General features: G+C 62.4%; 13 protein-coding genes and 1 riboswitch. Of the genes, 8 read left to right on the top strand and 5 right to left on the bottom strand.

Translation table 11 applies throughout. From position 1 onward, the window contains the following. The first annotated feature begins 104 nt into the window (after nt 1-104). The 3 genes from NKH83_RS14670 (at nt 105) to NKH83_RS14660 (ending at nt 3,338) form a co-directional block, all read left to right on the top strand. Nucleotides 105-1,370, top strand: a complete 1,266-nt coding sequence (locus tag NKH83_RS14670; protein ID WP_352475927.1) for a sensor histidine kinase — start codon at nt 105-107, stop codon at nt 1,368-1,370. Nucleotides 1,371-1,487: 117 nt separating this feature from the next. After that, a complete protein-coding gene (gene phoU, locus NKH83_RS14665; protein WP_254816325.1) occupies nt 1,488-2,213 on the top strand; it encodes a phosphate signaling complex protein PhoU in 726 nt (241 codons plus the stop codon). A 117-nt stretch (nt 2,214-2,330) separates the two neighbouring features. After that, nucleotides 2,331-3,338 (top strand): magnesium and cobalt transport protein CorA, encoded by a 1,008-nt coding sequence (locus NKH83_RS14660; RefSeq protein WP_352475926.1) that lies wholly within the window; start codon nt 2,331-2,333, stop codon nt 3,336-3,338. A 103-nt stretch (nt 3,339-3,441) separates the two neighbouring features. Here NKH83_RS14660 and NKH83_RS14655 read toward each other — a convergent pair whose 3' ends face one another. Then, complete coding sequence (locus NKH83_RS14655; RefSeq protein ID WP_352475925.1) at nt 3,442-3,966, bottom strand: GcrA family cell cycle regulator; 525 nt, start codon at nt 3,964-3,966, stop codon at nt 3,442-3,444. Nucleotides 3,967-4,321: 355 nt separating this feature from the next. On the opposite strand from NKH83_RS14655, the gene NKH83_RS14650 reads away from it, so the two are divergent. The 3 genes from NKH83_RS14650 to NKH83_RS14640 all read left to right on the top strand — a co-directional run bounded on the left by NKH83_RS14650 (nt 4,322) and on the right by NKH83_RS14640 (nt 7,620). Next, on the top strand, nt 4,322-5,521 hold the full coding sequence (locus tag NKH83_RS14650; RefSeq protein ID WP_023677349.1) for an aspartate aminotransferase family protein: 1,200 nt from the start codon (nt 4,322-4,324) through the stop codon (nt 5,519-5,521). A gap of 14 nt (nt 5,522-5,535) precedes the next feature. Then, on the top strand, nt 5,536-6,447 hold the full coding sequence (gene argF / locus NKH83_RS14645; RefSeq protein WP_254816329.1) for an ornithine carbamoyltransferase: 912 nt from the start codon (nt 5,536-5,538) through the stop codon (nt 6,445-6,447). A 162-nt stretch (nt 6,448-6,609) separates the two neighbouring features. Then, on the top strand, nt 6,610-7,620 hold the full coding sequence (locus NKH83_RS14640) for an Hsp33 family molecular chaperone (RefSeq protein ID WP_352475924.1): 1,011 nt from the start codon (nt 6,610-6,612) through the stop codon (nt 7,618-7,620). Nucleotides 7,621-7,626: 6 nt separating this feature from the next. Here the strand turns inward: NKH83_RS14640 and apaG are convergent, their stop codons facing one another. Next, complete coding sequence (gene apaG, locus NKH83_RS14635) at nt 7,627-8,019, bottom strand: Co2+/Mg2+ efflux facilitator ApaG/CorD (RefSeq protein ID WP_254816331.1); 393 nt, start codon at nt 8,017-8,019, stop codon at nt 7,627-7,629. 228 nt (nt 8,020-8,247) lie between these two features. Between apaG and NKH83_RS14630 the strand changes: the two genes are divergently transcribed. Beyond that, nucleotides 8,248-9,402, top strand: a complete 1,155-nt coding sequence (locus tag NKH83_RS14630; RefSeq protein WP_352475923.1) for a glycosyltransferase — start codon at nt 8,248-8,250, stop codon at nt 9,400-9,402. 35 nt (nt 9,403-9,437) lie between these two features. Here the strand turns inward: NKH83_RS14630 and NKH83_RS14625 are convergent, their stop codons facing one another. Then, complete coding sequence (locus NKH83_RS14625) at nt 9,438-10,628, bottom strand: O-succinylhomoserine sulfhydrylase (RefSeq protein ID WP_352805377.1); 1,191 nt, start codon at nt 10,626-10,628, stop codon at nt 9,438-9,440. A gap of 70 nt (nt 10,629-10,698) precedes the next feature. Further along, nucleotides 10,699-10,776: riboswitch (SAM riboswitch) on the bottom strand. 135 nt (nt 10,777-10,911) lie between these two features. Here NKH83_RS14625 and NKH83_RS14620 point away from each other — a divergent pair. Continuing rightward, nucleotides 10,912-12,006, top strand: coding sequence for a 2'-deoxycytidine 5'-triphosphate deaminase (locus NKH83_RS14620; RefSeq protein WP_352475922.1), 1,095 nt, complete (start codon nt 10,912-10,914; stop codon nt 12,004-12,006). Between the two features lie 16 nt (nt 12,007-12,022). Here NKH83_RS14620 and NKH83_RS14615 read toward each other — a convergent pair whose 3' ends face one another. Beyond that, a complete protein-coding gene (locus tag NKH83_RS14615; RefSeq protein ID WP_352475921.1) occupies nt 12,023-12,475 on the bottom strand; it encodes a hypothetical protein in 453 nt (150 codons plus the stop codon). A 26-nt stretch (nt 12,476-12,501) separates the two neighbouring features. Further along, entirely contained in the window at nt 12,502-13,494 is a 993-nt protein-coding gene (gene araD1 / locus NKH83_RS14610; RefSeq protein ID WP_352475920.1) for an AraD1 family protein, read from the bottom strand. Nucleotides 13,495-13,650: the final 156 nt, after the last annotated feature.

The raw sequence follows: 13,650 nt of genomic DNA, 5'->3' as shown, positions 1-13,650 counted from the left end.
GAGCGTCCTTTGTGCGCCCAATTGGACGCACGGCGCTCTAGCGTCGGTCCAGTAGGAAGTTATTGAGCGTTGGCCGCACACGGAGCGCAGGCGACGGAGCGCAAATGGCCGATATCGGCACAGAGCGGAAAGGCAGGGCGCAAGCCATCGCCATGCGGCTGTGGAACAGCCGCTGGCTGCTCGCGGCCGGCTTCGCTGCGGTTCTGATCGTTTATGGTTTTGCCGGCATGTCTGGCTATGTGGTGCTGCTGGCAGGCGCCGTGCTGGTTGCCGCTGCGATACTGCCGGCCGGCGTCGCCCGTCAATCGACCAAAAATGCCGCGGCCGTCGAGGCGAGCGGCTTGCAACAACTTTCCGGCGAATATCTCGCGGCAGCGGTTGCCGATCCGCTGATCATTTTCGATCGTTCCGCCGCCATCGTCCATGCCAACGCCGCCGCCTTTGCAGCCTTTGGCGGGATTGCCCCCGGCATGTCGCTGTCGCTGAAATTCCGCGCGCCCGAAATGCAGTTCTTGCTGGATAATATTTTGGCAGGCAACGTCGCATCGGACAGCGTCGACTACATAGAAAGGCTGCCGGTCGAACGAGCCTATCGGGTGAGCGCGTCTTCTGTCGGTCACGCCACGGATCTCTACGTGCTGGTGTTTAAGGACCAGAGCGAAGCGCGCCGGATCGACAGAATGCGCGCCGACTTCATTGCCAATGCCAGCCACGAGCTGCGCACGCCTCTCGCCTCGATTGCCGGCTTCATCGAGACGCTGCGCGGGCCGGCCCGCAACGACCCTGCGGCACGCGAGCAGTTCCTGCAGATCATGCAGAACCAGACCAGCCGCATGGCGCGCCTCATCGACGACCTTCTGTCGCTGTCACGGCTGGAGATGAAGCCCTATCTCAAGCTGGGAACCGAGGTCGATCTGCGCCAGGCCATCGACAGCGTAATCGATTCGCTTGGGCCGCTCGCCAAGGAAAACGGCGTCGTCATCGAGCGTGATTTTGCGGAAGGACCGCTCGCCGTGCCCGGCGATCGGGACGAGCTTTTCCAGGTCTTCGAAAACCTGCTGGAAAACGCCTGCAAATATGGTCAGTCGGGCGGACGCGTCGTGGTGTCGATCACGCGCAGCGACAGCGATACCGAACCGGGGATCGACGTCACTATCAGGGATTTCGGCCCCGGCATTCCCGAAGAACACATCCCGCGCATCACCGAGCGCTTCTACCGCGTCGACGTCGAGAACAGCCGGACCCAGAAGGGCACCGGCCTTGGCCTGTCCATCGTCAAGCATATCCTGACCCGGCACAACGCCAGGCTCTCCATCTGGTCGGAAGTCGGCAAGGGTGCGGCGTTCACCGTCCATTTGCCGGCTCGCTGACGCAGTACTATCTCTAGCCCATGATGGGCCGTTTCTTTTTTCTGTCATCCGGCTAGCGTATCAGCGGGGATTCGAGGGAGCGACTCAACCACAAGATCCCGGGAAGGCATTTGGTCCATGCAGTCCGTGCACATCGTCAGCGCCTATGACGAGGAGCTGAAATATCTGTCGAAGCGCATCGCGGCGATGGGCGGGCATGCCGAGCGCATGGTCGAGCAGGCCGTCGCGGCACTGGTCAATGCGGATCCGGGACTTGCCCAGAAAGTCATTCGAGACGACCTGGTTCTGGATGAGGGGCAGCGCGAGATCGACGATAAGGCGATCATCATCATCGCCAAGCGCCAGCCGATGGCGACGGATCTGCGCGAGATCGTCGGTGCGATCCGCATCTCGGCGGACCTCGAACGGGTAGGCGACCTCGGCAAGAACGTCGCCAAGCGAGTGGTTGCTGTCGCTGATGGGCGGCAGCCGAGCAGCCTGTTCCGCGGCCTCGAGGCTTTGGCTAATCTGGCGCTGACACAGCTCAAGGAAGTACTCGACGTCTACGCATCGCGGTCGGTGGAAAAAATCGGTTTCGTGCGCGACCGCGACGACCAGATCGATGCCATGTACACCTCGCTGTTTCGCGAGTTGCTGACTTACATGATGGAAGACCCACGCAACATCACGCCGTGCACGCATCTCCTGTTTTGCGCCAAGAACATCGAGCGCATCGGCGACCACGCCACCAACATCGCCGAGACGATCTACTATATCGTCACCGGCGACCAGATGCCGGCCGATCGTCCGAAGGGCGACAAGACGGACAAGATTATTCTTCCCGCAACGCAACCAGCGAAATGAGCGTCTCTCGATACTAATGCGAATTTCGGATTCGCCACCTGACCGAAAGTTGCGCTAAGCTTTCGACGCGCCGACTTCTCAGTTCCGCGACGAAGGCCCCGCCTTCAGGAGGCTGCGATGGAATATGTCCGCGAGTTTACTCCTGGGCCGCCGATGTCGGGTATAATCGCTTGCGGCGTCTATACGGCTGGGCGGCGCATCGCCGACATTCCGATCGAGGAAGCCGGCGAATGGGCCGGGAAGCCGGGCCACGTGGTCTGGATCGGACTGCTGGAGCCCGACCGCAATTTGTTACTGCGCGTCCAGGCGCAATTCCATCTGCATGAACTGGCGATCGAGGACGCCGAGCATCCGCACCAACGGCCGAAGATCGAGCAATATGGCGATGCCCTGTTCATCGTTGCCCGCACGGCGCAGTTGATCGACAGCCGTGTCACCTTCGGCGAGACGCATCTGTTCGTCGGCGCCGGCTATATCGTCAGCGTCAGGCATGGCCCGTCGACCTCCTACGCCGCCGTTCGCCAGCACTGGGAAAGCTGTCCGCATTCCCTCGCCAAGGGCGAGGATTTCGTCCTCTACGCCATTCTCGATTTCATCGTCGACAACTACATGCCCGTGCTCGAGCAGATCGAAAACGAGGTCGAGGCGATCGAGGACAAGGTTCTGCTGAAACCGATGACCGGCTCCGATATCGAGCGGCTTTACATGCTGCGCCGCGATCTCCTGCGCCTGCGCAACGCTGCTCTGCCGCTGGTGGAGGTCTGCCGGCGGCTGACCAGCGCCGATCTGCCGCAAATCCACACAGCCATGCATCCGCTGTTTCGCGACGTCACCGACCACATCCGCACTGTCCAGGAAAAGATCGACAGCCTGCGTGAGGTTCTCGCTTTCGCCTTCGAGGCGAGCCTTCTGGTCGGTCAAAGCCAGGAGACGGCGATTTCCAAGAAGCTTGCCTCATGGGCCGCCATCTTGGCCGTGCCCACGGCACTCGCCGGCATTTACGGCATGAATTTCAGCGACATGCCGGAACTGAGGATGGAATATGGCTACCCGGCCGTCCTGGCGGCAATTGGCCTGATCTGCACGTTTCTTTACTGGCGGTTTCGCAAGAATGGGTGGCTGTAAGGGTAAGGGAATAGGCAGTAGCCAGTAGGGAATAGGCAATACGGAAGTGAGTTGTTGGCGAAACGACCCTTGTGAAGCGCTATCTTCCCCTACTGCCCACTGCCTATCTATGCCGCCGCCGCTCCGATGCTGGCTGAAACGCCACGCGGGCGTGGTACTTGCAGTAGGGGCCGGTTTCGGCGGCGTCGTTGCCGCAGAAATGGAAATCTTCCGAAAGCGGATCGCCATTCGGCCATTTGCAGGTGCGCTCGTTCAGCTCGACGAGTTGCAGATGCCGCGAGATCGGCACGACGACGTTCTCGACCGGGCGGATATAGTGGCGCGCCACCGGTTCGGCATCGAACTGCGCCTTGAGCGCGGTCGCACCGATCGACATCGACGTGGTGGCATGGCGCGTGGCGCTTGCTGCCCGGGACACCGATTTCTGGATCGTCGATCCCTGTACCGTCTTCTTCTGGCGTGCCGGTGAGGCGGTCGTGCGTCCGCGACCGGACAGTTTCAGCCGGTGCACTTTGCCGATGACGGCATTGCGGCTGACCCCGCCAAGCTGTGCGGCGATCTGGCTGGCGCTGAGGCCCTCCGACCACAATTTTCTGAGAAGTTCGACTCGCTCGTCAGTCCAGTTCATGAGACCGCGCTCCTGCTGAAACGTGCGGCAATCGGAATCCATTCCCGACCCGGCTTCTGCCGGGCAGACACCACATATATCGGGTGATTAGGTCCGCCGCACGAAATCTAGTTATTTCTCTACTACAATTACCTTATGCGCTGACTCGGTGACAAGAGTCCCAAGGCCAACACGAATCGGTTTTTTCGGTTTTCCCCAACTTGCCCGGTCGCTTATGAGCCGGCGTTATGCTGGAGGGCTTGCCGCACGTCCTTGCGCGACCTTTTCGTTGACTTCACGGCCGAAAAACACGATAAGCCACAAGGGCCGCCGCTTTGGCGGCTTTTTGATTTTTCCGGTTCCGGAGACGCATATAATGAGCGGTTCGGCGCTTTTCGAGACCTTTGTTCGCGCACCCCTGGCTTTCGACCACGGTGAAGGCACCTGGCTGGTCACCGATAAGGGCGAGCGATATCTCGATTTCGCCGGCGGGATCGCCGTCAATTCATTGGGCTACAGCCATCCGCATTTGGTCGCGGCCCTCACCGAGCAGGCCGCCAAGCTCTGGCACGTCTCCAATCTGTACGAGATTCCGGGACAGAGCCGGCTCGGCGAGCGGCTGGCCGACGCCAGCTTCGCCGACAAGGTGTTCTTCACCAATTCCGGCGCAGAGGCGCTCGAATGCGCCATCAAGACGGCGCGGCGCTACCACTTCGTCAAAGGCCATCCCGAGCGATACCGCACAATCACCTTCGAAGGCGCCTTCCACGGCCGTACCCTGGCGACCATCGCCGCCGGGGGCCAGTACAAATACCTGGAAGGTTTCGGCCCCAAGGTCGACGGCTTCGATCAGGTCGGCTTCGACGATGTGGATGCAGCCGAAAAGGCGATCACGCCTGAAACCGCGGCGATCCTGATCGAGCCGGTGCAAGGCGAGGGCGGCATCAGGCAAGTGCCGACGCAATCGCTGAAGCGGCTCAGGCAGCTCTGCGATCAGCACGGACTGCTTCTGATTTTCGACGAGGTCCAATGCGGCGTCGGCCGCACCGGAAAGCTGTTCGCGCATGAATGGGCGGGCGTCACCCCCGACCTGATGGCGGTGGCCAAGGGCATCGGCGGCGGCTTCCCGATGGGTGCCTGCCTCGCCACCGACGAGGCGGCGGTCGGCATGACCGCCGGCGTGCACGGCACCACCTTCGGCGGCAATCCGCTGGCGATGGCGGTCGGCAACGCCGTGCTCGACGTGGTGCTGGAAGACGGCTTTCTCGAGGACGTCCGGCGCAAGGCGCTGCTGTTGAAGCAGGGGCTTGCCGGTGTCGCCGACGAATTTCCGGATGTTATCGAAAGCATCAGGGGCACCGGCCTGATGCTTGGGCTTAAATGCGCGATGCCCAACACCAAGGTCACGGTGGCACTGCGTGACCAGCATCTCTTGACGGTTCCGGCCGGCGACAACGTTATCCGCCTGCTGCCGCCTCTCACCGTCACCGACGCCGAGATCCACGAGGCGCTCGAGCGCATTCGTGCCGGCGCCAAGAGCCTGGCGGATGCCATCGTCGCTGCCGCTGCGAAGTAATCCTGGAATTCCTGATGTCCCTTCGCCATTTTACCGATCTTTCTGCCGTTTCCGAAGGCGATCTGCGCTTCATGCTCGACGACGCAGCTGTGCGAAAGGCAAGGCTCAAGGCCGGAGAACGCAGCAAGCCGCTCGAAGGCAAGGTGCTGGCGATGATCTTCGACAAGCCGTCGACGCGCACGCGCGTATCGTTCGACGTCGGCATGCGGCAGTTGGGTGGCGAGACGATCATGCTGACCGGCACCGAGATGCAGCTTGGCCGCTCGGAGACCATTGCCGACACGGCCAAGGTGCTGTCGCGCTATGTCGATGCCATCATGATCCGCACCACCTCGCATGACCGGCTGTTGGAACTGACGGAAAACGCTACGGTCCCCGTCATCAACGGGCTGACCGACGAGACCCATCCCTGCCAGCTGATGGCCGACATCATGACCTTCGAAGAGCACCGCGGTCCGGTGGCCGGCAAGACGATCGCCTGGACCGGCGACGGCAACAACGTGCTGCATTCGCTCCTGGAGGCATCTGCGCGGTTCCATTTCAAGCTGAACGTCGCCGTGCCCGAGGGCAGCGAACCGGCTCAGAAGCATGTCGACTGGTCGAAAGCCAATGGCGGCAAGCTGAAATTCACCCGCTCGCCCGAGGAGGCCGTTCACGAGGCCGACTGCATCGTCACCGACTGCTGGGTGTCGATGGGCCAGGAGCACCGTGCCCGCGGCCACAATGTCTTCCTGCCCTATCAGGTCAATGCGGCACTGATGGCGAAAGCCAAGCCGGACGCGCTGTTCATGCACTGTCTGCCGGCGCATCGCGGTGAGGAGGTTACCGACGAGGTCATCGACGGACCGCATTCTGTGGTGTTCGATGAGGCCGAGAACCGGCTCCATGCCCAGAAGGCGGTCCTGGCCTGGTGCCTGGGCGCTTGATACGGGCCGCGATGATCCGGGCCGGCCTGATCTGCGCCGCCTTGATCTGGGCCGCCTTGATCCGGGAGTGGGTGGTGCCTATCTCAGGCGCATCACGCAAATCGAGCGCGTCTCGTCGCATGCGCCCCGGAGGGCGGCATCGCCGCGCCCCGGAGCTTTGTCATGTTGGAAACTCATCAATTGGCTGAACATAAACCCAAGCTCGGCGAATTCGGCTACGCCGGCGACGATCATGTCGTGCCGTTCGAGGTCGGCCCGCTCGACGTGCGCGGCCGCACCGTCCAGCTCGGGCCGATGCTCGACGCCATTCTCAGCCGCCACGACTATCCCGAGCCGGTCGCCCGGCTCCTGGCCGAAGCCTGTGTGCTGACGGTACTGCTCGGAACTTCGCTGAAATTCGAGGGCAAGTTCATTCTGCAGACCCGCACCGACGGGCCCGTCGACATGCTGGTCGCCGATTTCTCCACGCCGCACGCGCTGCGCGCTTATGCCCGCTTCGATGCCGACCGGCTGCAGGCTTTGACTTCTGCCGGCGAGACGTCACCGCAGACGCTGATCGGCAGCGGCATCCTGGCGCTGACCATCGACCAGGGCGCTCACACGCAACGCTACCAGGGCATCGTCCAGCTCGACGGTGTCACACTTGAAGATGCCGCACGCACCTATTTCCGCCAGTCGGAGCAGATTCCGACCGACCTCCGCCTTTCGGTTGCCAAGCTTCTGACACCCGGCGTCGGCGGTGCCCGCGAGCAATGGCGGGCCGGTGGCCTGCTGGCACAATTCCTGCCGCAGTCGGCGGAGCGTATGCGCGTACCCGACCTTCCCGGTGGCGACGGCGATCCGCGTGAGGAAATCCATGACCCGACCGACAATTCCTGGCAGGAGCTGCTGGCGCTGCTTGGTACTATTGAACCGACCGAGCTGATCGATCCGACGATCGGCGCCGAACGGCTGCTTTACCGGCTTTTCCACGAGCATGGCGTCCGCGTGTTCGGCGGCGTGCCGGTCGCCGACCAGTGCTCATGCTCGAGGGAGAAGATCCGCGGCATTCTCGAAGGCTTTTCCGCCGAGGAGATCAGGGACAGCACCGAGGATGGCAGCATTCACGTCGCCTGCGAATTCTGCTCGAAGCAATATGACTTCGACCCGGCGGAGTTTGCAGCGGCTGGATGACGGCCCTCAATTGACGGTGCGCCGCGTGCCCGGCAAATCGAGCGAGAAGGCGGGGATGGCGACGTCGAACGTCTCGCCCCGCTTGTTGCGCATTGTGTAGTGCCCGACCATGATGCCGGACGGGGTCGAGAGCGGGCATCCAGACGTATACTGATAGCTGTCGCCGGGGTTGAGTCCGGGTTGCTCGCCGACGACCCCCGGGCCGCGCACTTCCTCGACTTTGCCGGTACCGTCGGTAATGTGCCAGTAGCGTGACAGAAGCTGCACGAACTCATCCGACTGATTGTCGATGGTCACCTGGTAGCCCCAGACATAGCGGTTTTGCGGCGGGTCGGAGTGATCCTCCAGATAGAACGGCCTGACCTGCACTTCGATGTTGCGGGTGACGGCGCTGTACATAAACTGCTCCAAAGCAATGTAGATGGAACTTTCGATGCTCAGCGCAGTTTGGTCAACGATGCGCAGCATCTTCTTGCCCGATCTCAAGCGCAGGTGCCGAAAAACAATGTCATTTGAGTGACACATGACAATGATGGTGTGCAGGCTTGTGCCGGACGACTCAGCGTTCTGTCGAATTGTTGAAAACGGCTGTCATGCGGCCGGCATTTCTGGAGTGACCAGATCTCGATGGAACCGACATTCGCAGCCGCCCTCCTTTCCATAGCCCTCCTTCTTTCAAATCTCGCCAGCATCTTGTTAGCTTCGCAGAAGCTGAAGCGACCAGCCAGTATTGCACCGCCCGCGGCCAACGCGCCGCCGGTATCGATCGTCATCCCGGCGCGCGGCGTCGAGCCGTTTGCCGAAGAGACGCTGGAGCGCGCCTTCTCCCTCGACTGGCCGCGCTATGAACTCATCTTCTGCGTCGCCCATGCCGACGACCCGGTGGTCAAGCCGATCGCCGCCGCAATGGCGCGCTTTCCAGCTATTCGCGCCCGCCTTCTAATCGGTGACGACCGCATCAGCGGCAATCCAAAACTCAACAATTGCGTGAAGGGTTGGGAGGCGGCGCATTATCGCTGGGTCATCCTTGCCGATTCCAACGTGCTTATGCCAAGCGATTACGTCCAGCACCTGATGGCGGCGTGGCGGCACGACACCGGCCTCGTCTGTTCGACGCCGATCGGCTCGCGGCCGGACGGCTTCTGGGGGGAGGTCGAATGCGCCTTTCTCAACACGCTGCAGGCACGCTGGCAGTACGCTGGAGAGGCGCTCGGCCTCGGCTTCGCCCAGGGCAAGAGCATGTTGTGGAACAAGCCGATGCTCGATGCCAATGGCGGCATCCGCGCGCTTGCCGCCGAGATCGCCGAGGACGCCGCCGCGACCAAGCTGGTCAACGGGCTCGGACTGCGAGTCAATCTTGTCGCCTCTCCCTTCGAACAGCCGCTCGGCCGGCGCACGCTTGGCGAGATCTGGTCGCGGCAGGCGCGCTGGGCGCGGCTGCGCCGCGTCACCTTTGCACTGTTCTTTGCCCCCGAAATCCTGATCGGCGCGGCACCGCCGCTAGTGCTTGCACTGATCGCCGCGGCTGACGCCGGCGTCAGCCTGCCGGCAACCGCCATCGCCGTGCTGGTCGCGGCCTACCTGCCGGAATGCGCCTTGGCCTCGACCAAGGGATGGCACCTGTCGCCGCGCACGATCCCGGCGATGATGGCACGAGACCTGATGCTTCCCGTCATTTGGGCGCGCGGATGGCTGAGCGGCGCCATCGACTGGCGCGGCAACGTGATGACTATCCAGACGAAGACTGTCGCGGAGCTGGAAGAGACCCCGTCCGGCGCCTGATCGGCACGTCCCCGCTGCCTCTGTTCGGCCAGCCCTTATCCGGCAACTCTCAGTGCCTGCTCGATGTCTTCGAGCAGGTCGTCGGCGTCCTCAAGGCCGACTGACAGCCTGAGCGTTCCCGGTCCGATGCCGAGCTCGGCGCGGGCTTCATCAGTCAAGTTCTTGTGTGTGGTCGTCGCCGGATGGGTGATCAGGCTCTTGGCGTCGCCGAGATTGTTGGAAATCAGCACGACGGCGAGTGTGTTCTGGAAGGCAAAGGCCGCCTGCTTGCCGCCCTTCACATCGAAGCAAATCAGCGTCGAGCCGCCTGACATCTGCTTCTTGACCACGGCCGCTTGCGGGTGGTCGGCGCGGCCGGGATAGATGACGCGGGCGATTTGCGGGCGCTCGGCCAGGAAATCCGCGATGCGGCCGGCACTTTCCGTCTGCTGGCGTACGCGTAGCGGCAGCGTCTCCAGGCCTTTCAGCAGCGTCCAGGCATTGAAGGGCGAGAGGCTTGGGCCGGTGTGGCGGAAATAGTCATGCAGATTCTCGTCGATCCATTTCTTGTCCGACAGAACGATGCCGCCAAGACAGCGCCCCTGGCCGTCAATATGCTTCGTGGCCGAATAGACGACGATGTGGGCGCCGAGCTGCAGAGGTTTCTGCTGCAAGGGCGTAGCGAAGACATTATCGACGATCAGCCTGGCGCCGATCGAATTGGCAAGTGCCGCGACGGCGGCAATGTCGACTACCTCCAGCGTTGGATTGGTAGGGCTTTCCAGGAAAAACAGTTTGGTGTTTGGCTTGACCGCCTTTTCCCAATTGGCGATGTCGGTGCCGTCGACCAGCGTTGCCTCAATGCCGTATTTCGGCGCCAGCGTCTCGATCACCCAGCGGCAGGAGCCGAACAGCGCGCGCGCCGCCACGATATGGTCGCCCGCCTTGGCGCTACACAGCAGTGCTGCCGTCACCGCCGCCATGCCGGATGCCGTGGCGCGCGCGTCCTCGGCTCCTTCCAGCGCGCACATGCGTTTCTCAAACATGTCGACCGTCGGATTGGCATAGCGCGAATAGATGAAGCCCGGCTCCTCGCCCTTGAAGCGGGCCTCCGCCGCTTGCGCCGTCTCGTAGACATAGCCTTGGGTGAGATACATCGCCTCGGAGGTCTCGCCAAAGCCGGAACGCAGCGTCCCGGCATGCACGAGTGCGGTCTGAGGCTTCCAGTCGCGCTTCTTGGTCATCATTCCATCCAAACACCAAAATTGGTCCAAACAACAAAAAACCGGCCGCGAAAGTCGCAACCGGTCCATATGGCCTTGCGGCCCGACGGTCCTTTAGCGACTTGTTTAACGTGGCTGCAAGCCGACCGGCCAAATCACCACGGGATAACGAGCTTTAGACCCGCGCCACGCTTGCGTCAATTGCCGGCATGATTAAGAGGGTTGTACCAAGCAGGTGCCAAAGGCGTCCACGGTCGGACCTGCGACAGAACAAGACCTCGCCCGGCGTTCGAACGGAGCCAGACCCTTGCGGCAGACAGGCATTCTTCCCGATCAGGATATTTCCGCGCTGTTCCAGACGGGCGCGCTGAAGTCGCCGCGCATGCTCGATGCCGATCAGATCCAGCCGGCCAGCCTTGACCTCAGGCTCGGCGACAAGGCATGGCGAGTGCGTGCTTCCTTCTTGCCCGGCCCGGACCACAGGGTTGTCGACAAGCTCGACCGGCTGAAGCTGCACGAGATCAACCTCGCCGAAGGTGCCGTGCTGGAAACCGGCTGCGTCTACATCGTGCCGCTGCTCGAAAGCCTGGCGCTGCCCGCCCATATTTCCGCCTCCGCCAACCCGAAGAGCTCGACCGGACGGCTCGATATCTTCACCCGGGTAATGACCGACCGTGGCCACGAGTTCGACAAGATCGCTGCCGGCTATGAAGGCCCGCTCTATCTGGAGGTCAGCCCGCGCACTTTCCCGATCGTCGTGCGGACCGGCTCGCGGCTGTCGCAGATCAGGTTCCGCACCGGCAATGCGCTCTTGTCGGAAAGCGAGCTGCACGAGTTGCACCGCGCCGAAATGTTGGTCGCCACCGAACCACCCAACATCTCAGGCGGGGGAATCGCGCTGTCGATCGATCTCGACGGCGACAAGGACGGGCTGGTCGGCTATCGCGGCAAGCACCACACGGGCCTGGTCGACGTCGACAAGCGCGCCGCGCACGATGTCGTCGATTTCTGGGAGCCGCTCTACAAGAGCGGTGCCGGCGAGCTGGTGCTCGATCCGGACGAATTCTATATTCTGGTGTCGCGCGAGGCGGTGCATGTGCCGCCACTCTACGCCGCCGAAATGACGCCTTTCGACCCGCTGGTCGGCGAGTTCCGCGTCCATTATGCCGGTTTCTTCGACCCGGGTTTCGGCCATTCGGCGTCGGGCGGCACCGGCAGCCGGGCGGTGCTCGAGGTGCGTAGCCACGAAGTGCCGTTCATCCTCGACCACGGCCAGATCGTCGGACGGTTGGTCTACGAGCACATGCTGAAACGGCCGCAGGCGCTCTACGGCACAGATCTCGGCTCGAACTATCAGGCGCAGGGTCTGAAACTGTCCAAGCATTTCCGCGCCGCGCGATGATCTTGTTCGCAAGCCGTCAGCCGCGAAACAGATATTCTTTCGCGGCGCCAAGGCAGCCATGAAACTGACCGACAAAGAGCAGTTCTCGCACTGCCAATCGCTTCTTCCCCCAAAATCCTCTGGTTTGCTTCTCGTCGTCAAGTGAGGCGCTTGAGCTGGACCGCAAGGGGAACAACTGCTTGCCGAGACATCCCAGCACATGGGCTCTGGCGGAGTCGATACCGCAGGCTCTGCCATTGTCGTTCAGTCTGTCAGCGCGGAGTGCGGACGTCATGCGATCCGCGTTGCGCATCAGAAAGCTCACTTGCGATTTCGAATAGCCGGTGGCCAGAAGCCGGTTAGTCATCGACATCCGGGCTTCGCGATAGGATTTTGCGCTGCATTGTCCGGCGCTGTAAGCCGACGGGGAGAAAAAGGCGAGGAACAGGACTAAACTTAGGGACACAGTGCCAATCCGCAGGCCGTTCATTTTCGTTCCTGAATTCTGTCACCAGTTTACAACGCCTTCACCGCCACCTTCACCGGCTGCTCGATTTCAAGCGGGTTGCGCAGCGGCAGGCCGAAATCCTGCGCCTCGATTTCAAATACGTCACCGGCCTCGGTCCTGATGCCGTCGGCGAAGGACAGCGTCGCCGTGCCGAACATGTGTACATGCACATCACCCGGCTGGCGGAAGGCCGAGTATTTGAAGTGGTGATGCTCGAGATTGCCAATGGTGTGCGACATGTTCGCCTCGCCCGACAGGAACGGCTTTTCCCAAAGCAGCTTGCCGTCGCGCAGGATGCGTGAAGCGCCGCGGATATCGGACGGCAGGTCGCCGATCAGGATCTCCGGGCCGAACGAAGCGTTGCGCAGCTTGGAATGGGCGAGGAAGAGATAGTTTACACGCTCGGTGACGTGGTCGGAAAACTCGTTCGACAGGGTGAAGCCGACGCGGAACGGGGCGCCGTCGTCGCCGATCACATAGATCCCGGCGATCTCCGGCTCCTCGCCGGCATCCTGGGCGAAGGCCGGCGACACAAGCGCCGCACCGGGCGCCACCGCCATAGTGCCGTTGCCCTTGTAGAACCATTCCGGCTGCACGCCGATCTGGCCCTTCGCCGGCTTGCCACCCTCAAGCCCCATGCGGAACATCTTCATGGAATCGGTCAGCTGTTCCTCGCCGTCCGTGCTGAGCTTCTTGTGCATGGAATCGCGGGTCGCGGCGGAGCCGAGATGCGTCAGCCCGGTGCCGGTGAGATGGAGATGCGCCGGATCGGGATGGTTGATCGGCGACAGCAGTCGTCCCTTCTTGTAGGCTGCGTCCAGATCGATGGTTTCGCCGAAGCCCTTGCGCTCGATCAGGGCGACAAGCCCGCTGCCGGTGCGCGCGGCTTCCATCGCCAGCGAATAGACGCTGCGCGCGCCGTTGATGACGCGGGTCTTGCCGCCGTTGCGGGCAACGACGCGGATCGTCTCGGCGTCGTCGAGGATCTGTGAGATCAGCATGGTAACCCTCTCTGAATTGCGGGCTTGGCGTGCCTTTCTTGGCAAACCCTGCCCGGCGCGGCTCGGACCGTTGTCCGCGCCTCGATTGAAATTCTTCGTCCGGATTGCGCTCGCGGATCAGGTCCCTCGAGGGACTTCTTTGCGCCGCCCGGCAGC

The sequence above is a fragment of the Mesorhizobium sp. M0909 genome, assembly GCF_040319515.1.
GTDB lineage: Bacteria > Pseudomonadota > Alphaproteobacteria > Rhizobiales > Rhizobiaceae > Mesorhizobium.
This window is presented reverse-complemented; position numbering and strand designations above follow the sequence as displayed.